A 23545-nucleotide genomic window follows, 5' to 3' on the forward strand; every position below is an offset into this window, starting at 1 on the left:
ACACTCCGGCAGTCCATCTTTAAATTTAGTAAATGCAAGCTTCCGTCATCGCTTGAGCCACTATTGGGCGAGCATTTTCAGACAGCTCTGTCAGCGGTAATCGCAGGCCACCATGTTCGATAAGGCCGAGTTTATGGGCTGCCCACTTGACCGGAATCGGACTTGACTCAACAAATAGGTTCTTATGCAGCGGCATCAAACGTTGATTAATGATTTCCGCTTCTTCAAACTTACCTTCACTCGCCAGTCTAAACATCTTCGCCATATCTTCTGCAGCGATATTGTTGGTCACAGAGATCACTCCATTACCACCCTGTTTGACAAATTCGAGCCCAGACGAATCATCGCCACTTAGTAAGATAAAATCTTCGCCACAAAGTTCACGGTGAATTGCAATTCTGCTTAAATCACCTGTCGCATCTTTTAATGCAACAATGCTTTCAATTTCAGAAAGACGAGCTACGGTTTCAGGCAGTAAGTCTACCGCAGTTCGCCCCGGTACGTTGTACAAAATTTGTGGTACATCACTCTCTTCTGCAATTGCTTTGTAGTGTTGGAACAAACCCTCTTGAGTAGGTTTGTTGTAGTAAGGAGTTACGCTTAGACAACCCGCAATACCAGAGTTGTTTAATAGACGACTGAAGGTAACAGACTCATGAGTGGCATTGGCACCCGTTCCCGCAATGACAGGGATACGACCTTCTGCAAACTCAACCGTCTTCATCACAACCTTGACATGCTCTTCAATCGTAAGCGTCGCCGACTCACCAGTAGTACCCACTGCAACGATGCCGTCACTACCAGCCGCTACATGGTATTCCACCAGTTTCTTCAGGCTCACGTAATCTACTTCGCCATCATTATTAAACGGTGTAATTAACGCTACTATACTTCCTGAAAACATGTCTTTCTCCCTAATTTAGATACTAATCGCATGGTACTGTAAGGCGATTGATAAAGACAAGCGCTTAAAGCCGCTTAAATCACCTAAATGAATGAATATTTATCAGATGTTAGAACTTTGGCAACTTACTCCTTTCAATTCCGGTCGTGTCAGTAGCAAGTTAGGAATTAACCCAGTACGACGCAATAGACTAAAATACGTTCAAAGCAAATCAGAAAAGCGTACCGAGGCCATTTTTCTAGCATATAACTGTGCTAAGCTATCTCATTAATAAACCTAACTTTGATAGAAGTGAACCTATGACTCAACATCTGGTGATTACTGCCGTAGGAACGGATCGCCCAGGCGTATGCAACCAAGTTGTACACCTAGTCACTCAGTCTGGATGCAATATTGTTGACAGTCGTATCGCCCTATTTGGCAATGAATTTACCCTAATCATGTTGCTGACCGGCAATAAAGCAGCGGTGACTCGTGTAGAGACTACTCTCCCACTTCTCGGTCAGGAGCATGATCTCATCACCATCATGAAACGTACTTCTACTCACGCTCACCTTGACAACACCTACACGTTAGAAGTGTTTGTTGAATCAGATGATAAGCCAGGATTGACAGAAAAGTTCACCAATTTTTTCGCAGAAAAGAATATCGGTCTTTCGTCACTCAGTGCTCAAACTATAGACAAGCAAAAAATCGACTCGGAAAAAGACCAGTTCCATATTGCGATAACCGCAACTGTAGACTCAGAATGCAACCTAATGCAGCTACAAGAAGAGTTCGATAATCTTTGCCAAGACTTAGCCGTTCAAGGCTCACTAAATTTCTTAAAAAACAGCCAATAAAAAGGAATCTCCATGAACACGCTCACAGCCGGTGCCCCTGCGCCAGCGTTCTCTTTACTTGATCAAAATGGCGAAGCCGTATCACTTAGCGATTTCAAAGGTAAGAAAGTTCTGTTTTACTTTTACCCAAAAGCGATGACTCCCGGGTGTACCGTTCAGGCACAAGGGCTACGCGATATTAAAGCTGAGCTTGATGCTAACAACGTCGTTGTCCTTGGCGTCAGTATCGACCCAGTTAAGCGCCTAGGTAAGTTCATCGAACGTGATGAGCTTAACTTCACGCTGTTATCTGACGAAGACCACGCGGTCGCAGACCAGTTTGGTGTATGGGGTGAGAAGAAGTTCATGGGTAAGGTATACGATGGCCTGCACCGTATTAGCTTCTTGATCAACGAAGAAGGCGTGATTGAGCATGTCTTCAACAAGTTTAAAACAAAGACTCACCACGAAGTGGTTTTAGATTATTTAAACGAAAACAAATAATTAACTCTTGCTAATAAAAACGCCAGCTTAATCGCTGGCGTTTTAGTTTTGCGGGACACAACTGAACGACTAAACAATAAACTTGTTTAGAATCGCGTCTTGTTCACGAACATTCTCAGTTTGAACTTGCATCGCCATGTTTGCTTCTTCAGCTGAGTCTGCAACTTGAGTCGACAAGTCTTTGATTTTCACTGTGTTGCTGTTGATCTCTTCAGCCACCAAGCTTTGCTCTTCTGCCGCAGAGGCGATCTGCATATTCATGTCGCTAATACGCTGAATCGCGTCACGAATACGCTGCAACGCACCATCTGCCGCTTGTGCTTTGTCAACCGCATCAACTGCCGTATTTTTACTTTCATTCATCGCTACTGAAACCGAACTCGCCCCAGCTTGAAGCTGTTCAATCATATTACGAATTTCAGTGGTTGATTCTTGGGTACGCTGAGCCAAAGTGCGGACCTCATCCGCTACAACCGCAAACCCACGTCCAGACTCACCCGCACGAGCCGCTTCAATCGCCGCATTCAGTGCCAGTAGGTTAGTTTGGTCTGCAATATCATTGATGACTTTCAAAATAGTTTCAATATTGGCAGTGGCAGATTCAAGTCCTTGAACCTCTTCTACCGCTTGATCGATACGTGTAGAGAGCATGTCTATTGAATTGGTTGTATCACTCACGACCGATGAGCCATCCTGAGTCGCTTCATCCGCTTCTTTAGCCGCCGCTGCCGCACCTTGTGCGTTGTTTGCCACTTCAGTCGCCGTCACAGCCATTTCGTTCATCGCTGTCGCTAGCTGCTCTAACTCTTCAAGTTGACTGCGCATAGCTCCTGCTGAATGCTGTGCGCCAACCACCGTCATTTCAGTACCACGGAGTATTTCTGCACCAATAGCTTTAGATTGCTGGATCTGTTTTTGCAGTGTTTCAGTAAAGGTATTGAATCCTTCCGCCAACTGGGCAAACTCTTGGTCTGTGTTGGTATCTAAACGCTTAGTAAGATCCCCTTGACCAGATGCCACATCTTGAATTGCATCGTTCAATGTTGCTAGTGGCTTCATCAACACTTTGATCAAGAAGCTAAGTACCAACACACTAAGTACTACGCCAATCACAACGTATAGAATTGAGCTGCTGCGCATGTCATCCACTGCCGCAAACGCAATATCTTCATCAACAACCGCACCGATGTACCAGTTTTCAGAAGGAACTTTTTCAAAGTGAACTAACAAGCGCTTGCCATCTTGCTCAAACCTTTGATTTCCGCCCTGAACTTTTGCTTGAGGCAAATACTTTGTGAGGTTTTCACCGTTATTTTCAGCTTGTGGGTGAGCAATAGTAGTACCGTCAGCAGTTACGATGAATAAGTAGCCCGCATCCAGTAGGTTTACGCTATTGACCAGATCGGCTAAACCGCCTAACTCCATATCGTAGAACATACCCGCCATAAACTGACCATTCTCTTTGACTGGTGTGCCAATAGAGATAATCACTTTTTTCGACGAGACATCAACATACGGGTCCGTCACGACTAACTTGCCTTGCGCTTTCGCATCTTTAAACCAAGGACGTACTCGAGGGTCGTAGTCAGGCCCTGCTTCCCAGCCATCATCATTTTCTACGACAAAACCGTCCGCTTCATAACCAAAGCCAACCGCAAGGAAACTGCCTTTTAACTCTGGTTTTTCTAGAATCTGTTTAACGAGTTGACGGTTTTGCGGATCAAGTTCAAGAACCTCAGTGGTTGATTGAGCCAAAGATTTTTTACTTTCCATCTCTGAAACCACTGTATTCTTCACACCTTTTACCATCTCATTTAAGCTGGTATCAACGAGTGCTTCGACTTCCTGTTTTACGGTGCTTAGCTGTTGAATCGACAACAGGGTTACAGTCACCAGCAGTAGTGCCGATGAAGCCGCAACGATTTTTTGGCTAAATTTCATATTTTCCCTCAATTAGTCAGCAAGCGTTTTGTTATTGTAATTAGTATAGTTATCGTCACGAATAACGTTTACTTAAGAAATTTCTAACAAATACACACTTAAGTAAATTCTATAGTAGGTAAAAATGCCAACTGGAGCACAAACAAAAAGCCCTAAAGAGGTAACTTTAGGGCTTAATATGTAATCGCTTGCATTCACCAAAGCGAGTTATGTCGTCACTTCATCATCCTGACTGGGCAGCGCATTCCACACGGCCTTAACCAAAGTGGCGAGCGGAATAGCAAAGAATACCCCCCAGAACCCCCATAAGCCGCCGAATACTAGTACTGCAACAATAATGGCAACAGGGTGAAGATTCACGGCCTCAGAGAAAAGTACAGGCACCAATACGTTACCATCTAGGGCCTGAATAATACCGTAAGCAATTAACAACCAATAAAACTGTGGGGACAGCCCCCACTGGAATAGCCCAACAATCGCAACCGGAACCGTTACGGCTGCTGCGCCGATATAAGGAATAAGTACCGAGAAACCCACCGCAACAGCTAGCAGCACGGAGTATCGCAGATCAAGGATGGCAAAAGTCACATAACTCACCCCACCAACAATAAGGATCTCCATCACCTTACCGCGAATGTAGTTAGAGATTTGTTCGTTCATCTCATCCCATACTTTGGTTGCTAAGCGACGATTACGTGGTAAAACACCACTGGTCATATCCATCATCTCGTCTTTATCTTTTAACAAGAAAAAAACCAACAGTGGAACCAAAATCAAATAGACAGCCAAAGTAGCCAAACTGACCAAGGAAGCAAGCGAACCTTTAACAACCGTCTCTCCCATCACTATCACTTGGTTTTTAGCATTAGTGACCAGTGACTCGACAATCTGAAAGTTCTCTAGCTCAGGGTAGCGATGCGGTAATTCAGCAATAAACGCTTGCAGACCACCATACATAGTTGGGATATCATTGATTAAGTTACCAACCTGTTCCCAAATTGTTGGAACTAAGCCAAAAATAGCGACAATCATCAAGCTACTAAAGCCCAAAATAACAAGCACTACGGATAACGTTCGTGGGATACCTAAGCGAGAAAGCTGAACAACAGGCCATTCAAGCAGATACGCCAACACGATAGCGACCAGTAAAGGGGCAATTAGATTGCCGAAGAAATAAATCGTAATGAAGCCGAATAAGAGAATCGCAACAAGGCTTACAGCGTGTGGATCAGAGAAACGTCGCTTATACCAGCGACTTACCATTTCAAACATTCAGCATAATTCCTTTGGGTTTGTTGAGCGGCTGACTTGCATACGATAATAACCGTCCATCTCTTCACAGATTAGCTTAAATACGTGCTGGTGGAGGTAATGAGTAATATCGACATATGAGCTTGAATCAGAAACCAGGAGCAATGTTTGCTCTCCAGCAGCCAAATTTTTTGTGTGACGCTTAGCAAGTAACAGTGCCATTGGACAGCGTTCTTGGCGTAAATCCAAAATATTCGGTTCCATTCTATCGCCCGATGCATATTATTACCGATAGGTATTGTATAGTGTTTTATTCCAGTCGTCAGTGCAAATAATAGTGGTAAGGTCACGGCTGTGAACTCTGGGTGAATCGCTGCTTTTACATTCACTAAATGAATCACTTAACGAATTGGAAACCATATTATCGTTATGGTGTCCAAGCGTATATCCGTCTTGTTATGATAAACGTGACAAGGATGAGGAAATCTACGGAGTATCACCTGTTAAATATGTTTAAACATACGCGTTCATTAGTTTGCCTTTGTATTGCCACAGCATTAAGCACTCCGGCGCCTACGTTTGCAAACAATCTAAACCTTCCTGATATTGGCACCGCGGCAAGTGGCACTTTGACCATTGCCCAAGAACAGCAATATGGCGATGCCTATATGCGCATGCTTCGTAGCGGCTCACCGATTGTTAATGATCCCGTGCTCAACGAATATATTGACAGTTTAGGTCATCGCTTGGTCGCCAATGCATCAGATGTTAAAACACCGTTCACCTTCTTCATGATCCGCGACCGCAACATCAACGCATTCGCGTTTTTTGGCGGTTACGTCGCACTTCACTCAGGTCTATTTCTCTATGCACAAAGTGAGAGTGAACTTGCATCAGTGGTGGCTCACGAAATTGCCCACGTGACACAACGCCACTTAGCACGAAGCATGGAGGAGCAAGCCAGACGCTCTCCAGCAACGTTAGCCGCGTTAGCGGGTTCTTTATTACTGGCAATCGCTTCGCCTCAGGCAGGTATGGCAGCCATTACTGCAACGACTGCGGGTAACATGCAAGGCCAAATTAACTACACTCGTAGCAACGAAAAAGAGGCAGACCGCTTTGGTATCAGCACATTGTCCAAAGCTGGATTTGATGTGAACGCTATGCCGCGATTTTTTGGCCGCTTGGCGGATGAATTCCGTTACGCAAGTAAGCCGCCACCGATGCTGTTGACTCACCCCTTGCCAGAAGATCGTATTTCTGACAGCCGCGCTCGCGCACAGAACTATCCAGCCCGTCGAGTCGACCCGTCCCTTAACTACCACCTTGCCAGAGCGAGAGTTGTCGCTCGTTATACCGGTATCGAGGCAAAAGCTGCTCTGGATTGGATGAACCGCAAGGAAAAACGGGCGCCGAACAATATCAAGCCCTCTCTTCAGTATGGTAAAGCCCTAGTTTATCTAGATAACAATCAGCTTGAAGAAGCGCACTCCATTTTGCAAAACCTGCTAAAACAAGATGCGTATAATCGCTTCTATCTTGATGCGATGTCTGATCTCTATATCGCAATGAAGCAACCAGAAAAAGCAGAAGAAATGCTTAAGCGTTCATTAAAATCAGCACCCAACAACGCGGTACTGACAATCAACTATGCCAACGTGCTTATGGAGCAAGACAAGAACAAAGAGGCAATAAAAGTATTGCAACGTTATACCCATGATAATCCAAATGATGTCAATGGTTGGCACTTGCTGTCTGAAGCCAATATTCACCTTGGCGTAAGTGACGAAGACTTAGCTGCCCGCGCTGAAATTCTCGCGCTAAAAGCCAATTGGGACAAAGCAATTCAATATTACACACAAGCGAGTCAAATCGCTGAATTAGGAAGCTTAAAGCAAGCGAGATATGATGCCCGTATTGACCAATTAATGGTACAAAGGGATCGTTTTTTCGCTTTACAATAATAAATGGAGAAAACTCTATGTCAGTCGTGATTTATCACAACCCTCGATGCTCTAAAAGCCGCCAAACTCTGGCTCTATTAGAAGAAAAAAACTTTCAACCACAAATCATTAAGTATCTCGAAACTCCACCAAGTGTCGATGAGCTTAAAACACTGATGACTCAACTTGGTGTTTCTGAAGTTCGCGATATGATGCGCACTAAAGAAGATATCTACAAAGAGCTAGAGCTGAAATCAGCGGATGACGAAACCCTGTTTAAAGCGATGGCTGAAAACCCGAAGTTAATCGAACGTCCAATCGTGATTGCTAACGGCAAAGCCAAGCATGGCCGACCTCCGGAGCAAGTCTTAGACATTCTATGAGTTGCCAAGTCATCATCTTGTATTACAGTCGGCATGGTTCTACGCGAGCCATTGCCAGACAGATCGCACGCGGGGTGGAGTCCATCCCACACTGTGAAGCTATACTGCGCACTGTTGATGAACTAGACGGTGAAAACAAGCCCGACGATCCTGTCATCACCACCAATGAACTCAAGCGGTGTGATGGTTTAGCGATGGGAAGCCCCGTATGGTTCGGTAACATGGCAGCACCACTTAAACACTTTTGGGATAAAACTACCTCCCTGTGGGTGGCAGGTGATTTGATTGACAAACCTGCATGTGTGTTTACTTCTTCATCGAGTCTTCATGGCGGGCAAGAAACAACTTTGAACAGCATGATGCTACCGCTATTACACCACGGAATGATGATTCTAGGTATTCCCTATTCACAACCAAAACTTCACACGACACAAAGCGGGGGAACGCCTTATGGCGCGACATCGGTTAGCTCTACAGGCTCAACGTTAAGTGGAGATGAGATTGAATTGTCGCAACAACTGGGGAAGCGTTTAGCGCAGACCGCTTTAAAACTGAAGGACCAATAACTATGCAAGATATGCAGTCAACGACTAAGCTTTATCGCCTGCTGGCCTTGTTTGGCAACCTTGCCCTACTCGCATGGATCATGATATGGCAACTGTCGCTGTCCCCTCATCCACATATTAGTAGCACGACATTAGCTATCGCTTGGGCTGTACCTCTATTATTACCTCTTCCAGGAATTCTTGCTGGTAAGCCTTATACCCATGCGTGGGCAAACTTTGTTTTGATGCTCTATTTCTTACACGGCTTTACCATCTTATACGTTGATGATGGCGAGCGTTGGTTAGCGGTAGTTGAACTCGTCCTCACAACACTCGCCTTCTTCGGCAATATTCTCTATACCAGAGCAAGAGGTAAAGAACTCGGCATGAAATTGAAAAGACTGTCTAAGGTTGAGAAAGAAGAAAAAGCACGCTTTGAGGAAAGCAAATAGCAAGGTTTAATTTACTCTAAAGCGGAGAGATCACCTCTCCGCCACAATACCCACAGCAAAAACAATGACATTTTATTAAACAAATACAAACATCTCATTTACGTGATTGAGCTTAAAGTTTATCAAATCAATAGATTGTTAATTAGTGATTAATGATTTAAATCAATTTCTTCTGTTGCTCATACATTAACCTACTACGCATTGTTTGTTCTGCTTCGCAGGGAGCTTGAAATGGAACACAAAGCTAAATTCGTCAATGCGTGCTACGCATTATCGCTGTCCAGAATCGTATCGTTCTGCTGCTTCGCGCTGTTCTTTTTTTCTCTCTCTGCTCATGCGCTGTTTGTAAGCCCTCCCAAAGACCCAATTCCACTTATCCAAGAAACTTTCCCAAATTTTACATCGATCTCCGATAAACAAGGCACCCCATTGATTCGCACCATAGAAGGGGCCGACGGTATCTTGGGCTACGCATTTGAAACCGATGATATTGCTCGAATTCCCGCTTATTCAGGTGAGCCCGTCAATATGCTGGTAGTTATAAGCCCCGAGGGCGAATATCTGGCTTCGAAAGTGTTGGAACATCACGAACCGATTATTTTGGCCGGAATACCCGAACGTAAGTTATGGGAGTTTAGTGACCAATATGTCGGTCTTTCAGTCAAAGACAGAATTAAAGTCGGAGGAAAAACTGAGCAAGGCTACGTTCCCATTGACGGCCTTTCAGGAGCAACCGTTACCGTCATGGTGATGAATGTCGCCATCACCAAAGCTGCGACAAAAGCAGCGGAATCGTTAGGCATTATCACACCTTCTAACGGTATCATTCAGCCCATTTCGACCATCAGGAAAGATGTCTTTGCTAAAAAGAGTTGGCTTGATTTAACCGGCGATGGATCAATTCGTAAGCTCTATCTAACCAACCAAGTTGTTCAGGAAGCTTTTGATGGTACAGATGCCGAGAACATCGATACCGTAGCAAAATCCAAAAGTAATGATATGTTCTCCGAGGTTTACTACGCCTTAGCCGACATTCCAACCATAGGTATTAACCTATTTGGTGAGTCCGAATACCAGTGGCTTACCGATAGCCTTCAACCAGATGAACACCTTATCGCTGTATTCGGCAACGGCTATTCATACAAAGGCTCTGGCTATGTACGCGGCGGAATCTTTGATCGTTTACAAGTGCACCAGAACGACAATGAAATCTCATTTCGCGACTTAGACCACACCCGCATCGCCGATTTATATGCGGTAGGCGCACCAAGTTTTAAAGAGATGTCGATATTTAAGGTGCAAGCCCATCACGAGTTTGACCCAGGGGCCAGTTGGCAAATCGAACTTTTAGTGAGGCGCCAAACGGGCCCAATTGATAGCGTGTTTACCAGTTTTAAAGGCCGTTACGACGTCCTTGAGAATTATGTCGACACGCCACCAGCGATTATTCCACCAAAAGAACTCAGCCCAACAGAACAAATTTGGCATGAACGGCAGATTCAGGTTGTGATATTGCTGGCGTTAATTGCCGTCCTTATTCTCATTTTGTTTTTCCAAGACATTTTGGTCAGGCACCCTACTTTTATGCATCGCTTACGTCATGGGTTCTTAGTCGTCACAGTAGTATTAATTGGCTGGACTTGGGGTGGTCAGCTATCTGTGGTCAACGTATTTACTTTCTTACAGTCACTGTTTAAAGGCTTCTCATGGGACTTATTCTTGCTCGACCCGATCATCTTTATTCTTTGGTGTGCCGCCGCCGTGACAATGTTGCTATGGGGGCGCGCTGTATATTGTGGCTGGCTGTGTCCATTTGGTGCATTGCAAGAGCTGATTAATCAAGTCGCTCGCTACGCTAAAGTTCCTCAATTTGAGCTACCTTGGGCAGTACACGAAAGACTTTGGGCCATCAAGTATCTCATCTTACTCGCCCTGTTTGCTATCTCACTTGACTCTCTTGCTTTGGCAGAACAATTTGCCGAAATAGAGCCATTTAAAACCACCTTCTTGCTCAAGTTTGACCGCGAATGGCCCTTTGTCGCTTGGGCGCTCTTTTTACTCAGTCTTAATCTATTTAACCGCAAGACCTTTTGTCGTTACCTGTGCCCACTCGGTGCCGCACTCTCAATCTCAAACAGTGTCCGTCTCTTTGATTGGCTTAAGCGTCGTCCTGAATGCGGATCCCCTTGCAAAATATGCGCGAAGGAGTGTGAGATTCAAGCGATTCATCCTGACGGTGTGATTAATATGCGCGAGTGCCATTACTGCCTTGATTGCCAGATAACCTATTCCAACGATGGCAAGTGCCCACCATTGAAAAAAATGGCACGTAAAAAACGTCAACAAATGAGTTCTGATATACCCGTAACACAATTGTAAACACCTAGTATAAGTGGTTGGTGAGCAAGTTTTAACCGTTACCCAATATCAGTTGAACAATAACGTAAAACGGAGATTTACCAATGAGCGATGATAAGAGTAAATATGACGATACCAACTCGCCAATCAACTCTGACCGACGAAAGTTTTTCGGTAAAAGTGCAGCTTTAGGCTTAGGCGTTGCCGCCGCCCCTATGACAGCAGCCATGTTTGCTTCAATGGCCAAAGCGCAAGCTGATGAAATGGCCAATAGCCCATTCGTTCACCCTGGCGAACAAGACGAATACTATGGTTTCTGGAGTGGTGGTCACTCTGGAGAAGTACGAATCCTAGGTATTCCATCTATGCGTGAGCTTATGCGTATCCCTGTTTTCAACAGTTGTAGTGCCACTGGTTGGGGCTTTACCGACGAAAGTAAGCGCATCAAAGGTGATAGTGCTCATATCATGTCAGGAGACTCACACCACCCGCATATGAGTATGACCGATGGTCGCTATAACGGTAAGTATGTGTTCATCAACGACAAGGCTAACTCACGAGTCGCGCGTATTCGCTGTGATGTAATGAAAGTCGACAAGATGATTACCATTCCAAACGTTCAAGCAATTCATGGTTTACGTGTACAAAAAGTACCTGAGACTAAGTACGTCATCTGCAACAGTGAATTCGAAATACCGATGAACAACGATGGAAAAGCGACACTTGAAGATGTCAGCAGTTACCGCTCGCTATTTAACGTTATTGATGCAGAAAGTATGGAAATCGCTTTCCAAGTAATGGTGGACGGTAACTTAGATAACACTGATGCTGACTACGACGGTAAATACTTTGCTTCTACCTGTTATAACTCTGAAATGGGCATGAACCTTGGGGAAATGATCACCGCCGAGCGCGACCATGTTGTGGTTTTCAACCTTGCTCGCTGTGAAACTGCCCTTAAGGCCGGTAAATTCAAAACTTATAATGGCAACAAGGTTCCTGTTCTTGATGGCCGTAAAGGGTCTGATTTAACTCGTTACATACCAGTGCCTAAGTCTCCTCACGGCATGAACACTTCACCAGACGGTAAGTATTTCATGGCTAATGGCAAGCTTTCACCAACCGTTTCGATCATCTCTATCGCTAAGCTCGACGACCTGTTCGAAGATAAAATTAAGCCACGTGACACCATCGTTGGTGAACCAGAACTCGGATTAGGTCCACTGCATACAGCATTCGATCAAAATGGCTATGCTTACACGACACTGTTCCTTGATAGTCAAGTAGCAAAGTGGAATATTGAAGAAGCCATTCGCGCCTACAATGGCGAAAAAATCAATTACATTCGTCAGAAAATCGATGTTCATTACCAACCAGGTCACAATAGTACCTCAAGCGGTGAGACACGTGATGCTGATGGTAAGTGGCTGGTTTCACTGTGTAAATTCTCTAAAGACCGCTTCTTGCCAGTAGGGCCATTAAAGGCTGAAAATGACCAGTTGATCGATATCTCTGGTGATGAGATGAAGCTCGTTCACGATGGTCCAACCTTTGCCGAACCGCACGACGGTACTATTATCCATCGCAGCAAGGTCAAACCCAATAAAATCTGGGACCGCAATGACCCCATCTTTGCTGAAACGATCGCGATGGCGAAGAAAGATGGCGTAAATGTCATGACCGACAATAAAGTCATCCGCGATGGCAATAAGGTCCGTGTTTACATGACTTCTGTCGCCCCAACGTTTGGTATGAACGAGTTTAAAGTCAAGCTGGGCAATGAAGTGACCATCGTCGTTACCAATCTAGATATGATTGAAGATGTTACTCATGGTTTCTGTATGACTAACCATGGTGTGCAGATGGAGATCAGTCCACAAGAAACCGCTTCGATAACCTTTGTCGCCGATAAACCGGGCGTCCAGTGGTACTACTGTAACTGGTTCTGTCATGCTCTCCATATGGAAATGCGTGGCCGAATGTTGGTAGAAGCCTAGCACCAAGCCCTTGCCTCTTTTGCTAGGGGCAAGGCTCCCCAACGGTCATGTTTATAAGGGAAAGCCATTGAAAGCAAACCGTTCGCTTTTATTACTAATCGCGGTACTCGTTAGCCTCAGCAGCTATGGTCGCGAGATTACTGTCACCACCAAGGATGACTTGCAGAGTGTGCTTAATAACCTTGAACAAGGCGATATCGTCACACTCACACCTGGACGTTATCTCGGCAATTTTACTATCAAATACGAAATAACTCTGCTCGGAACACATGAAACCATCATTGACGCCCAAGGGGTAGGCAATGCCCTGACTTTATTAGCTTCAAATATCACCATTGATGGCTTAAAAATTGTTAACTGGGGTGATGATCTGACTGAACAAAACGCCGGAATTTATAGCGATGTAGCACTTAGTCACTTGGTGATTCGCAACAACACTCTTCAAGGCGACGGGTTTGGTATTTGGACTCAACGCGCGCAGCATGTCTTGATTGAAAACAATGCGATTCAAGGCAACCCTAAGCTTCGCTCTGCTGACCGAGGTAATGGAATTCAGCTCTCAGGCGTCAAAAATGCACAAGTCATTGGCAATCAAGTAAGTAAAACCCGAGACGGGCTATACATCATATCAAGTACCGATAGCGAACTCAGGGGCAATACCATGCACGACCTACGCTACGGTATTCACTATATGTATTCCCACCACAATCAAGTGCTCGATAATCTCGCCTACGACACTCGTGCAGGGTACGCTTTGATGAGTTCCAAGCAATTGACTGTCAGAGGAAATCGCAGCTTAAGTAGCGAAGATTATGGCATATTGATGAACTTTATCACCTATTCAGATATCTCCTACAACACACTCAACAATGTTTGGACTAAACCTGAAAATAAAGTTGTGGGCCGTGAAGGAAAAGGGATCTTCGTTTACAACTCAAGCTATAACACCCTGAGCTACAATACCATTGATACCGCTGAGATTGGTATTCACCTCACCGCTGGTTCAGAAAATGGTAAGATCTTTGGCAATAGTTTCATCAATAACCCGACGCAAGTTAAATACGTCTCTACCCGAGAGCAAGAGTGGAGTCAGCAAGGGATTGGCAATTATTGGAGCAACTATCTTGGTTGGGACTTAGATAATAACAATGTTGGCGACACCCCATTTGAACCAAATGATGGTATCGACAAGTTGGTATGGCGATACCCTGAGTCTAAAGTACTGCTGGATAGCCCTGCCGTGTTGATGCTGCGTTGGATTCAAAAGCAATTCCCGATATTAAAGCCAGCTGGGGTTAAAGATTCTTACCCACTTATGTCACCTGCCGATAGCGACAGCGTAAAAGCAGATAGCGGAGCCGCTCTCAGTTGCAAAACTAGCTCTGTACCAAATCTAGCATTACAGCCCACTTGTTCTCACCAAGAGGAAGACCATTCATGAGTCTAGCGATTGTTCAACTCGATAATGTTTCTAAGCAATACAAGCAATTGCGTGCATTAAATCAAGTCAATCTTACCCTTGAGGCAGGGGAAGCTTTGGGACTATTCGGCCATAATGGTGCCGGAAAAACCACCATGATGAAGGTCATTCTTGGCATTATTGATGTAACTAGCGGAACGGCTCGCGTTTTTGATACCGACCCGTGCTCTAAGCAGGCTTGGCATAGCCGCAAGTCTATTGGCTATTTGCCGGAAAATGTTTCGTTTTACGATCAACTCACTGGTTTAGAAGTACTAACCTACTTTGCACGTCTAAAGTCCACACCCAAAGGACAGGTTCAGTCTCTACTACAAGATGTTGGCTTAAGTGACGCTAAAAATCAGCAGGTTAAGCATTATTCGAAAGGTATGAGACAACGCCTTGGGCTCGCACAAGCATTTCTGGGTGAACCCAAACTGTTATTACTCGATGAGCCTACGGTTGGATTAGATCCGATTGCAACGCAGGAGTTCTATGCCAGTGTCGATCAACTCAAAAACCAAGGGGCAAGTGTACTGCTTTGCTCTCATGTGTTACCCGGCGTAGAAAAACACATCGACCGAGCTATGATTCTTTCAAAAGGGACTTGTATTGCAGCAGGTACACTGGCGAGTCTACGTCAACAAGCACAGCTCCCCGTTACGATTAAAACTCAAGGTTTGAACGGTGCTTTGGCGGCTCACCCTACTCTCTCTGGTTTTATGACTAACAGTGATAGCCTTCAGATCCCTGAGTCACACAAAATGGCTGTGGTAAAAGAGCTGATCAGCAACGAAAGTTTGCAAGACATTCAGGTCACCCCAGCAAATTTAGAGCAGATATATCAGTATTATTTGACCAATACGGCGTGCCGACAGGTGGAGGAAAAACAATGAATCCGATCATCGCAATAGGCATTAAAGAATTCCAAGATGGGTTAAGAAACCGTTGGTTGGTTTCAATTACCCTTATTTTCTCGTTGTTGGCCATTGGCCTAAGTTATTACGGCAGTGCAGCATCGGGGCAAATCAGTACACCTTCTCTCTCAACAACTATTGCAAGTTTGTCGAGTTTGTCGGTTTTTATCATTCCACTTATCGCCTTGCTGCTATGCTATGACAGCTTCGTTGGTGAGCAAGAATCAGGTACCTTGCTGCTACTAATGACCTACCCGATTAGTCATTCTCAATTATTATTGGGTAAGTTTCTTGGCCAAGGCAGCATTATTTCCTTAGCCACATTTATTGGCTTTGGTAGTGCAGGGCTATTAATTGGACTCTCTAATTCTTCACAAGTCGTATTTAGCTCTTTTGCGCTATTTATCCTTAGTTCAATTTTACTCGGTCTGGTTTTCATTGGCTTAGCCTATATCATTAGCTTGTTGTCCGCCGAAAAATCAAAGGCCGCAGGCGCCGCTCTTCTTATTTGGCTGTTCTTCGTCTTAGTCTTCGACTTAACTCTCCTTGCTCTTCTTATCGGCATTGATGACGGACTCTCACAGCACAACCTAGTACAAGTGATGATGCTCAATCCGGCAGATTTATTTCGTCTCGTCAATTTATCTGCGCTAAACACAACCGATGTCAGTGGTGTTCTCGCTGTTGCAGTCAACGCTAGCTATTCCACACAAACTTTACTTATCACAATGGTGGCTTGGATTATCATTACTCTTGGCATTGCCATGGCTATCTTCAGAAAGAAAAAACTCTAAACGAGGCAGATCATGACTAAACGTTTTTTGGTTAAATGGAGCGGATTATTCCTTCTCCCACTACTTATAATTGGCTGTGGAGAAGATTCACAGCAATCCATGCTACGCGATGCAGTAGCCATAGAGAGTGCTGATGAATGCCACCTATGTGGCATGATCATCAGCAACTTTCCCGGCCCAAAGGGGGAGGCTTACCAGAAGGATAAGAAAGACATCAGTAAGTTCTGCTCCACTCGAGATTTATTTGCGTATCTTCTTCAACCGGAGAACGCTCGTTTAGTCCAAGAAGTCTTTGTGCATGATATGAGTCAGTCGCCATGGGGGAAGCCCAACGACGAACACTTTATTGATGCAAAAATGGCATGGTATGTGATTGGATCGAGCCAGACAGGAGCGATGGGCAGCACCTTAGCAAGCTTTAGCAAGGAGAAAGACGCTAAGGCATTTAGCGCAAACTTTGGGGGGAACGTTTACCAATACAGTGACATTACTTTGGAACTGATCATGTAGGGTTAGCAGCCATGCGCGGCGCTATTTCGCATCAGATTTGACTGTTTAGTTTTGCGCCTCTAAAACACAAAAGCCCGGCATTGGCTATTCAATGCCGGGCTTGTATTTCAATCGTTCCACACGAGTTACTGAGTGATAACGTCTTGCTCTACCTTGCTACTTTCAACTTGAGTTGTAGCAGAGTCTGCTGTATCTGGTGTCGGCTCAGGCGTAACATATGGTTGACCCTGCCATTCAAACAACAGAATCATTTCCGCTGGAATCACTTGTGGCGCAGCTTCAATAGATTGCACTGATTCAGAAGAGGTCATGACTTCACTTTGAACTGAACTATCACTCTCAACTGGTAATGGATTTACCACTGGGTCATGAACTTCAGGCTTGAACTGTGGCTCATCAGTCACACTTTCCAGCTGAATCACGTCGCGCATACGACGTACTTCTTGTTCAAATTCTTGCTGTGAAGAAAGTAAATGAACATCGAACGTCACCTGGTTGCCTTGAATCTTAAGGATATCTAAAGACGCGACAGAACTTAGCTTCTTAAGCTGATTCTCAAGAGTAAAGAAGCTCACCGCATCATTTAGCTCAGTGAATCGAACTTTAACGGCCTCTGAAGACTCACTTGCCACAACCACAGCACTCTTCTTCGCATAGTAGTCACTGATGTGATTAATCATTTTATCGGCTGCGTCTACACCATTGTTCGAACCCGCAAGAGGTGCCTGACGAGTGACACCTATGCTCGCCGGTCTTTGATCATAAAGGGTCCATCTAAGGCTATTGCCTTGAGCTTTCACCACCAGCACACCATCAACCGGATAACGTTGACTAGCTTGACCTACTGGTTGAATGAATCCCCCCCACAGATCAGAAACCGCAATACCAGTTATATCATCAAAATCACCGACAGGCACCGTGAGTGGAAGCCCACGTTTCAGAGCTTGTTGCTTCATCTGATCCAGCACCTGTGACGACGAGTGTTCCCAAATGATGTTACGATCTGTTTGTCCTTCTTCCACCAGCCAAACCAGTAGATTGGCGCGAGCCGCAGGCCATACGGGTAACTGGGCTTGACTCAATAGTGAGCGTATATGCGGCGCACTAAACACCATACGCAGTGACTGCTGTTCATCAACCTTACCGTAACTCAATTGAGCGACGTACTGAGAACTCTGCTTAAGTGCTTTTAGTACCACCTCATTAGAAACCGCATTGCGGTCACCAGAAGCACGAACGATCACTTCTTTCATGCCTTCAGCACGCGCTTTGGCATCGGCATTATCTACCGTTTGGTCTAATACAACTTCAGTTTGGTACAAATCAACATTAGTTAACGCCAACGCAGGCAGAGTAACCAGTCCCAAAATGAACAAAGCTAGATGACGCATACACTTCCTAAGATCAGTTTCTTACACGTTAAAGGTTGATGATAAGCAACTATCGGGACCGGAGCAACTAAAGGTCTAGAATCTTGGCGGTATTCTGAATTTCCACCCACAAAGCCATTACGTTAACAAATAAATAAATGACGAAATATTTGATCAAGTTCAGATTGCAAACGATTGGCATAATGATAAAATCCCGCGAATTTTATTTTTGCTGAGCAGTTTATTATTGCTCTTTGCTTTGCCACATAAAGGAATAACCCATGAAAAACGCCATTCAAGGTGCGCAAATGTTGTTCGTCGCATTTGGGGCACTAGTATTAGTCCCATTGTTGACAGGCTTAGATCCTAGTGTCGCTCTGTTCGGCGCCGGCGTCGGAACTCTTCTCTTTCAATTTGTCACCCGCCGCTCTGTTCCTATCTTCCTCGCTTCTTCCTTCGCTTTTATTGCCCCAATTCTCTATGGTGTTCAAACTTGGGGAGTACCAGCAACCATGGGTGGTTTAATGGCCGCAGGTTTTGTATATGTGGCGATGGGCGCGCTAATTAAAGTCCGTGGCGTTGAAATTATTCACAAGCTACTTCCACCTGTTGTTGTCGGCCCAGTCATCATGGTGATCGGTTTAGGTCTGGCTCCTGTGGCAGTCAATATGGCATTAGGCAAGGTAGATGGAGCACAGGTTATTGATGCCGACGCATCATTGGTGATTTCGGTGGCGTCGCTATTAACAACAATTGTTCTTAGCGTGTTTGCTAAAGGTTTCCTCAAATTAACACCAATTCTAGGCGGTATCGTAGTCGGTTACGCACTAAGCCTCGGTTACGGCATTGTTGATTTCTCGCCAGTGCAGCAAGCGGCTTGGTTTGCTCTACCGAACTTCACTACACCTGAATTCAACATCAACGCCATCTTATTTATGATTCCAGTGGCGATTGCTCCTGCTGTTGAGCACGTTGGCGATATGCTGGCAATATCAAACGTAACCGGCAAAAATTACCTTAAAAAGCCTGGTTTGCATCGCACAATTGCGGGTGACGGGGTGGCAACCATTGCAGCTTCAATGGTTGGCGCACCACCAAACACAACCTATTCTGAGGTAACAGGTGCGGTAATGCTGACCAAAGCATTTAACCCTGTGATCATGACTTGGGCTGCAGTGAGCGCGATTGTACTGGCTTTAGTCGGTAAGCTTGGTGCTGTGCTGCAAACCATTCCGATGCCGGTAATGGGCGGTATTATGATTCTGCTGTTTGGCTCTATCGCGACGGTTGGCTTAAACACTCTGATTAAGAATAATGTTGACCTACACAAGTCGCGTAACCTAGTGATTGTCGCGATTACTCTAGTATTTGGTATCGGTGGTATGGCTTTCGGTATTGGCGAGTTCAGTCTGCAAGGTGTCAGCCTATGTGGTATCGTGGCGATTCTACTAAACCTAGTACTTCCAAAAGATTTGGGCGAAAACCACATGGTGGATAATGCGCAGATGGAAGAAGAATCGAAGTAGATCAGGGATTCGGAATTCGGGATTCGGGATTCGGGATGTTTTTGGAGGGTTGGCACTAAGTGTCACCCCCTTTTTACTTCAATTAGATACCTAGTCATCCTCAAGAGCGAGGAATGAGCGAGTTGGGGATCTCTTCAAGCGAGTAGATAACTTATTGAGATTCCATACTCCTTCCTTCGTCAGTCTAGGGAATGACAGAATTAAAATAGATACTACAACTCTCGCATCTAGAGCGAAGCGTTCCCGAGGACGCAGTCCGTTCCCCCCGTCTACCCACACAACTCCACAAACTGACCACGGGTTAGCATTGCTAAATCTTGAGGTGACAACTCAATTTCTAAACCTCGTTTACCCGCGCTGACACAGATCGTCTCTTGTCCAACGGCACTTTGATGGATAAAGGTCGACAATGCCTTTTTTTGTCCAAGTGGGCTGATACCTCCCACGACATACCCTGTTGATTTCTGCGCGATATCAGGATTCGCCATCTCTGCTTTTTTACCTTTTGCCGCTTTCGCTGCTTGTTTTAGGTTGAGCTTCTGATCAACCGGAATCACCGCAACCGCGAGGTTTTTCGGCTCTCCGTTTAGGCAAAATAGCAAAGTTTTAAATACTTGTTCTGGATTTTGCCCCAGCGCCTCAGCCGCTTCAAGACCATAGCTTTCCGCTCTTGGATCATGATGGTATTGGTGGATAGTGTGAGCCACTTTTTTCTTTTTAGCGAGATTGATTGCAGGAGTCATGCTCCCCCCTGTTTAGACAAACAAAAAACGCCACTTTACTGAGTGGCGTTTTAGCTTAATTAGTGTTCTAAGCTGCTGTCAACTTACTTGTAAACAATCTCACCAGATGGCGCGTATTTATTTACATCGATAGGGCTGTTTGACTCTAGGTACTCTTTTAGTACTTCTGCGTCAACGAAGCCAGTATTAACAAAACCTGGGTGTCCCATAAGTTTAGGGTAGCCGTCACCGCCTGATGCGTTAAAGCTTGGTACTGTAAAGCGGTAAGTTTCATCTAGGCGAAGCTGCTTGCCACTGATGAATACGTTCGATACTTTGCCGTCAGCGACTGTCATAGAGATACCCGCAAACTGAGCGTAAGCACCAGAATCCACAGGCTTAGTTGCAACAACGTTTAGGTAATCCATCACTTCTTGACCAGACATGTCCGTGTAAGTCAGGATGTTACCAAATGGCTGTACAGTCAGTACGTCTTTGTATGTCACATCACCTGCGTCGATAGAATCACGTACACCACCAGAGTTCATTACCGCAAAGTCAGCTTTCGCACGCTCCATGTGAGCTGTCGCGATCAAACGGCCTAGGTTAGTTTGTTGGAAACGAACTACGTTACGGTCACCTTCAAGCTTGCCGTTAGTTTCAGCAATTTTAACGTCTAGTTGCGCTTTGCCTTTTTCTTGGTATGGACGTAGGAACTCTAGTAGTTCTGAATCTTCTGCGATCTGATCTTCGATAAGAACACGCTGCTTCTTACCGTCAATCTTAACCTTCTTCTTCAGGTTAACTGGAATTAGGTCGTAGCTGACCATTTCTAGTTCGCCGTTACGGAATTCGTAATCAGCACGGCCTACATACTTACCCCATTCGTGCGCCTGAACGATGTAAGTACCGTTTTGTAAGTCGGGCTTACATTCGTCAGAAGGTTTGAAGTTTTTCTTAACAACGTTTGGCGCTTCCATACATACTGGCTCTTGCGAGTGGCCACCAACGATCATATCTAGAGAACCTTCACCTAGGTAACGAGCTAGGGCTACATCACCAGGAGCATTTACGCCACGCTTGCCGTCTTCATAGTGACCCATGTGAGTAACTGCGAAGATTAGATCTGGCTTTTCAGTTTTCTCAAGTTCAGCAATTAGCTGCTTCGCTTCTTCTTTAGGGTCACGGAAATCAATACCACCGATGAACTCCGGGTTACCAATTTTTTGAGTGTCTTCAGTTGTTAGACCAATTACGGCTACCTTGATGCCTTGTAGATCAAACATCTCATAAGCCTGGAACATACGCTCGCCAGTCTTCTTGTCGTAGATGTTTGCAGAAAGCATAGGGAAGTTTGCCCAATCTTTCTGTTTCATTAGTACTTCAAGTGGGTTGTCGAACTCATGGTTACCTAGCGCCATTGCATCGTAACCAATTTTGCTCATGCCTTTGAAATCTGGCTCAGCGTCTTGTAGGTCTGACTCTGGAACACCTGTGTTGATATCACCACCAGACAACAGTAGTGAGCTACCGCCCTCTGCTGCGACTTCAGCACGAAGCTCATCGATCAACGTTTTACGAGCAGCCATGCCGTACTCGCCGTATTTGTTCTGCCAAAAGCGACCGTGGTGGTCGTTAGTGTGTAGAACCGTCAACTTGTAAGTTTTATCTGCTTCCCACTCATGTTGTGGTGCCGTTGCACAACCAGCTAGAGTTGCCAGGATAGCCGCGCTAATTGCGCTTTTTACGATCAGGCGTTGCTTCATTGTCATACCTTTTGAACTTTTAGGGGTTTCCACTGCTTTTTATACTGCTCTCATTCAATAGACAGACTTGGAAAAAACAGGCTGAGAGAGCAGCAAAACTTGAACTAGTTTAAATTAAGGTGACGAAAGTGACACTTGAATTTCATATTTATGATGACCAGATCACTCTTAACAACTATTAATCATGTAATAAATGCTGAGATTTACACAGCCATAAATAAAAGATCACAAGCAAACGTTTGTCTGCCATAAATAACTGTCTAACAGTAATTGTGACTTAGATTATTTAATCAACACAAAAGGCGAACTTCGCAATTTATAGCAACAAAATTAAGCACTTATTGTTACGTTATAACAGAACAATAAGTCAGTTTTAATTAAAGCCTTTGCAATACCATAACACCAAATCAATATGCACCTAGTTTAGCCTTATTCAAATTTCAATACCGCTCCTGTTTGTCTCCATCAAATTAGATTAAAAAAAAGTCAGCAACGATGCTGACTTTCATTACTACATTATTAATATCTATTTAATATCTATATGTTCAAAGCCTTTGATTAGATCGTCAAGCGCTTTCATTTGCGCAAGGAACGGCTCTAACTTATCAAGTGGCAATGCCGATGGACCATCACAGCGCGCTTGATCTGGGTTAGGGTGCGCTTCGATAAATAGACCCGCGATCCCCGTTGCTAGACCAGCTTTAGCCAATTCAACCGTTTGCTCACGACGACCGCCAGAAGCTGCGCCAGAAGGATCACGCATCTGAAGTGAGTGAGTCACATCAAAAATAATTGGGCTGCCGTTAGATACTTTTTTCATGACACCAAAGCCCAGCATATCAACCACTAGGTTATCGTAACCAAGGCAAGAACCACGCTCACATAGAATGATGTTCTCATTACCACATTCGCTAAATTTATCAACGATGTTACCTACCTGACCCGGGCTCATAAATTGAGGTTTTTTAACGTTGATCACTGCACCCGTTTTGGCCATCGCTTCAACAAGGTCAGTTTGACGTGCTAAGAACGCAGGAAGCTGAATAACATCAACCACGTCTGCGACTGGCTGAGCTTGCTCTTCTGTGTGAACGTCGGTGATAATTTTCACACCAAAGGTATCTTTTAGCTCTTGGAAGATTTTCATTCCTTCTTCAAGACCTGGGCCACGGTAAGAGTGGACAGAGCTACGGTTTGCTTTATCAAATGACGCTTTAAATACGTAAGGGATACCTAATTTTTCGGTTACTTTTACGTAGTGCTCACAGATCTGCATTGCTAGATCACGAGATTCTAAAACGTTCATGCCTGCAAACAGCGTGAATGGCTTGTCGTTCGCAACTGGAATGTCGCCAACTTGAACAATTTTCTGTTCCATTTTC

The 23545-nt window shown here is 44.8% G+C and carries 21 protein-coding genes; 13 read left to right on the forward strand and 8 right to left on the reverse strand.

Features of this window, described 5'->3' with window-relative positions; translation table 11 throughout:
• Nucleotides 1-25 precede the first annotated feature (25 nt).
• Nucleotides 26-904: a 4-hydroxy-tetrahydrodipicolinate synthase gene (dapA, locus tag APB76_RS12750; RefSeq protein ID WP_054961469.1), complete on the reverse strand. Its 879-nt coding sequence runs from the start codon at nucleotides 902-904 to the stop codon at nucleotides 26-28.
• A gap of 299 nt (nucleotides 905-1203) precedes the next feature.
• Between dapA and APB76_RS12755 the strand changes: the two genes are divergently transcribed.
• Nucleotides 1204-1746 (forward strand): glycine cleavage system protein R, encoded by a 543-nt coding sequence (locus APB76_RS12755; protein WP_054961468.1) that lies wholly within the window; start codon nucleotides 1204-1206, stop codon nucleotides 1744-1746.
• A 12-nt stretch (nucleotides 1747-1758) separates the two neighbouring features.
• Nucleotides 1759-2229 (forward strand): thioredoxin-dependent thiol peroxidase, encoded by a 471-nt coding sequence (gene bcp, locus APB76_RS12760; protein WP_054961467.1) that lies wholly within the window; start codon nucleotides 1759-1761, stop codon nucleotides 2227-2229.
• 69 nt (nucleotides 2230-2298) lie between these two features.
• Here bcp and APB76_RS12765 read toward each other — a convergent pair whose 3' ends face one another.
• The 3 genes from APB76_RS12765 to APB76_RS12775 all read right to left on the reverse strand — a co-directional run bounded on the left by APB76_RS12765 (nucleotide 2299) and on the right by APB76_RS12775 (nucleotide 5685).
• A complete protein-coding gene (locus tag APB76_RS12765) occupies nucleotides 2299-4170 on the reverse strand; it encodes a methyl-accepting chemotaxis protein (RefSeq protein WP_049843482.1) in 1872 nt (623 codons plus the stop codon).
• A gap of 207 nt (nucleotides 4171-4377) precedes the next feature.
• Nucleotides 4378-5442: an AI-2E family transporter gene (locus APB76_RS12770; RefSeq protein ID WP_049843481.1), complete on the reverse strand. Its 1065-nt coding sequence runs from the start codon at nucleotides 5440-5442 to the stop codon at nucleotides 4378-4380.
• On the reverse strand, nucleotides 5443-5685 hold the full coding sequence (locus tag APB76_RS12775; RefSeq protein WP_054961466.1) for a sulfurtransferase TusA family protein: 243 nt from the start codon (nucleotides 5683-5685) through the stop codon (nucleotides 5443-5445).
• A 245-nt stretch (nucleotides 5686-5930) separates the two neighbouring features.
• Here APB76_RS12775 and bepA point away from each other — a divergent pair, with 245 nt between their 5' ends.
• The 10 genes from bepA to APB76_RS12825 all read left to right on the forward strand — a co-directional run bounded on the left by bepA (nucleotide 5931) and on the right by APB76_RS12825 (nucleotide 16779).
• Nucleotides 5931-7385: a beta-barrel assembly-enhancing protease gene (gene bepA, locus APB76_RS12780; RefSeq protein WP_054961465.1), complete on the forward strand. Its 1455-nt coding sequence runs from the start codon at nucleotides 5931-5933 to the stop codon at nucleotides 7383-7385.
• A gap of 17 nt (nucleotides 7386-7402) precedes the next feature.
• On the forward strand, nucleotides 7403-7747 hold the full coding sequence (arsC, locus tag APB76_RS12785) for an arsenate reductase (glutaredoxin) (protein ID WP_049843478.1): 345 nt from the start codon (nucleotides 7403-7405) through the stop codon (nucleotides 7745-7747).
• The gene (gene wrbA / locus APB76_RS12790; RefSeq protein WP_049843477.1) at nucleotides 7744-8313 is read left to right on the forward strand and encodes an NAD(P)H:quinone oxidoreductase; all 570 of its coding nucleotides are present in this window, start codon (nucleotides 7744-7746) and stop codon (nucleotides 8311-8313) included. Before arsC ends, wrbA begins: the two co-directional genes overlap by 4 nt.
• A 2-nt stretch (nucleotides 8314-8315) precedes the next feature.
• Nucleotides 8316-8744, forward strand: coding sequence for a DUF2069 domain-containing protein (locus APB76_RS12795; protein ID WP_054961464.1), 429 nt, complete (start codon nucleotides 8316-8318; stop codon nucleotides 8742-8744).
• Between the two features lie 231 nt (nucleotides 8745-8975).
• Nucleotides 8976-11123: a transcriptional regulator NosR gene (gene nosR, locus APB76_RS12800; RefSeq protein WP_054961463.1), complete on the forward strand. Its 2148-nt coding sequence runs from the start codon at nucleotides 8976-8978 to the stop codon at nucleotides 11121-11123.
• 83 nt (nucleotides 11124-11206) lie between these two features.
• Nucleotides 11207-13099 carry a TAT-dependent nitrous-oxide reductase gene (gene nosZ / locus APB76_RS12805; RefSeq protein WP_049843474.1) on the forward strand — a complete coding sequence of 631 codons (1893 nt, stop codon included), beginning with the start codon at nucleotides 11207-11209 and terminating at the stop codon, nucleotides 13097-13099.
• A gap of 67 nt (nucleotides 13100-13166) precedes the next feature.
• Nucleotides 13167-14540 carry a nitrous oxide reductase family maturation protein NosD gene (locus APB76_RS12810; protein ID WP_167350317.1) on the forward strand — a complete coding sequence of 458 codons (1374 nt, stop codon included), beginning with the start codon at nucleotides 13167-13169 and terminating at the stop codon, nucleotides 14538-14540.
• Entirely contained in the window at nucleotides 14537-15454 is a 918-nt protein-coding gene (locus APB76_RS12815; RefSeq protein ID WP_049843473.1) for an ABC transporter ATP-binding protein, read from the forward strand. The genes APB76_RS12810 and APB76_RS12815 overlap by 4 nt, the downstream gene beginning before the upstream one ends.
• Nucleotides 15451-16269: an ABC transporter permease gene (locus tag APB76_RS12820; protein ID WP_054961462.1), complete on the forward strand. Its 819-nt coding sequence runs from the start codon at nucleotides 15451-15453 to the stop codon at nucleotides 16267-16269. Before APB76_RS12815 ends, APB76_RS12820 begins: the two co-directional genes overlap by 4 nt.
• Nucleotides 16270-16281: 12 nt before the next feature.
• Nucleotides 16282-16779: a nitrous oxide reductase accessory protein NosL gene (locus APB76_RS12825; protein ID WP_049843471.1), complete on the forward strand. Its 498-nt coding sequence runs from the start codon at nucleotides 16282-16284 to the stop codon at nucleotides 16777-16779.
• A 125-nt stretch (nucleotides 16780-16904) separates the two neighbouring features.
• Here the strand turns inward: APB76_RS12825 and APB76_RS12830 are convergent, their stop codons facing one another.
• Complete coding sequence (locus APB76_RS12830; RefSeq protein ID WP_054961461.1) at nucleotides 16905-18170, reverse strand: DUF2066 domain-containing protein; 1266 nt, start codon at nucleotides 18168-18170, stop codon at nucleotides 16905-16907.
• 260 nt (nucleotides 18171-18430) lie between these two features.
• Between APB76_RS12830 and APB76_RS12835 the strand changes: the two genes are divergently transcribed.
• Nucleotides 18431-19675, forward strand: coding sequence for a uracil-xanthine permease family protein (locus APB76_RS12835; RefSeq protein WP_054961460.1), 1245 nt, complete (start codon nucleotides 18431-18433; stop codon nucleotides 19673-19675).
• A 269-nt stretch (nucleotides 19676-19944) separates the two neighbouring features.
• Here APB76_RS12835 and ybaK read toward each other — a convergent pair whose 3' ends face one another.
• From ybaK to kdsA, 3 genes are all read right to left on the reverse strand, one after another.
• Nucleotides 19945-20418, reverse strand: a complete 474-nt coding sequence (gene ybaK, locus APB76_RS12840) for a Cys-tRNA(Pro) deacylase (protein ID WP_054961459.1) — start codon at nucleotides 20416-20418, stop codon at nucleotides 19945-19947.
• 83 nt (nucleotides 20419-20501) lie between these two features.
• On the reverse strand, nucleotides 20502-22163 hold the full coding sequence (gene ushA, locus APB76_RS12845) for a bifunctional UDP-sugar hydrolase/5'-nucleotidase UshA (protein ID WP_049843467.1): 1662 nt from the start codon (nucleotides 22161-22163) through the stop codon (nucleotides 20502-20504).
• Nucleotides 22164-22689: 526 nt separating this feature from the next.
• Nucleotides 22690-23541 carry a 3-deoxy-8-phosphooctulonate synthase gene (gene kdsA, locus APB76_RS12850; RefSeq protein WP_049843466.1) on the reverse strand — a complete coding sequence of 284 codons (852 nt, stop codon included), beginning with the start codon at nucleotides 23539-23541 and terminating at the stop codon, nucleotides 22690-22692.
• Nucleotides 23542-23545 lie beyond the last annotated feature (4 nt).

Origin of the sequence: Vibrio bivalvicida, assembly GCF_001399455.2 — a bacterium.
Taxonomy (GTDB): domain Bacteria; phylum Pseudomonadota; class Gammaproteobacteria; order Enterobacterales; family Vibrionaceae; genus Vibrio; species Vibrio bivalvicida.

Bases quoted from the DNA above. Each gene is read 5' to 3' on its own strand.
- dapA (WP_054961469.1), bottom strand. From the start codon at position 904: ATGTTTTCAGGAAGTATAGTAGCGTTAATTACACCGTTTAATAATGAT.
- APB76_RS12755 (WP_054961468.1), top strand. From the start codon at position 1,204: ATGACTCAACATCTGGTGATTACTGCCGTAGGAACGGATCGCCCAGGC.
- bcp (WP_054961467.1), top strand. From the start codon at position 1,759: ATGAACACGCTCACAGCCGGTGCCCCTGCGCCAGCGTTCTCTTTACTT.
- APB76_RS12765 (WP_049843482.1), bottom strand. From the start codon at position 4,170: ATGAAATTTAGCCAAAAAATCGTTGCGGCTTCATCGGCACTACTGCTG.
- APB76_RS12770 (WP_049843481.1), bottom strand. From the start codon at position 5,442: ATGTTTGAAATGGTAAGTCGCTGGTATAAGCGACGTTTCTCTGATCCA.
- APB76_RS12775 (WP_054961466.1), bottom strand. From the start codon at position 5,685: ATGGAACCGAATATTTTGGATTTACGCCAAGAACGCTGTCCAATGGCA.
- bepA (WP_054961465.1), top strand. From the start codon at position 5,931: ATGTTTAAACATACGCGTTCATTAGTTTGCCTTTGTATTGCCACAGCA.
- arsC (WP_049843478.1), top strand. From the start codon at position 7,403: ATGTCAGTCGTGATTTATCACAACCCTCGATGCTCTAAAAGCCGCCAA.
- wrbA (WP_049843477.1), top strand. From the start codon at position 7,744: ATGAGTTGCCAAGTCATCATCTTGTATTACAGTCGGCATGGTTCTACG.
- APB76_RS12795 (WP_054961464.1), top strand. From the start codon at position 8,316: ATGCAAGATATGCAGTCAACGACTAAGCTTTATCGCCTGCTGGCCTTG.
- nosR (WP_054961463.1), top strand. From the start codon at position 8,976: ATGGAACACAAAGCTAAATTCGTCAATGCGTGCTACGCATTATCGCTG.
- nosZ (WP_049843474.1), top strand. From the start codon at position 11,207: ATGAGCGATGATAAGAGTAAATATGACGATACCAACTCGCCAATCAAC.
- APB76_RS12815 (WP_049843473.1), top strand. From the start codon at position 14,537: ATGAGTCTAGCGATTGTTCAACTCGATAATGTTTCTAAGCAATACAAG.
- APB76_RS12820 (WP_054961462.1), top strand. From the start codon at position 15,451: ATGAATCCGATCATCGCAATAGGCATTAAAGAATTCCAAGATGGGTTA.
- APB76_RS12825 (WP_049843471.1), top strand. From the start codon at position 16,282: ATGACTAAACGTTTTTTGGTTAAATGGAGCGGATTATTCCTTCTCCCA.
- APB76_RS12830 (WP_054961461.1), bottom strand. From the start codon at position 18,170: ATGCGTCATCTAGCTTTGTTCATTTTGGGACTGGTTACTCTGCCTGCG.
- APB76_RS12835 (WP_054961460.1), top strand. From the start codon at position 18,431: ATGAAAAACGCCATTCAAGGTGCGCAAATGTTGTTCGTCGCATTTGGG.
- ybaK (WP_054961459.1), bottom strand. From the start codon at position 20,418: ATGACTCCTGCAATCAATCTCGCTAAAAAGAAAAAAGTGGCTCACACT.
- ushA (WP_049843467.1), bottom strand. From the start codon at position 22,163: ATGAAGCAACGCCTGATCGTAAAAAGCGCAATTAGCGCGGCTATCCTG.
- kdsA (WP_049843466.1), bottom strand. From the start codon at position 23,541: ATGGAACAGAAAATTGTTCAAGTTGGCGACATTCCAGTTGCGAACGAC.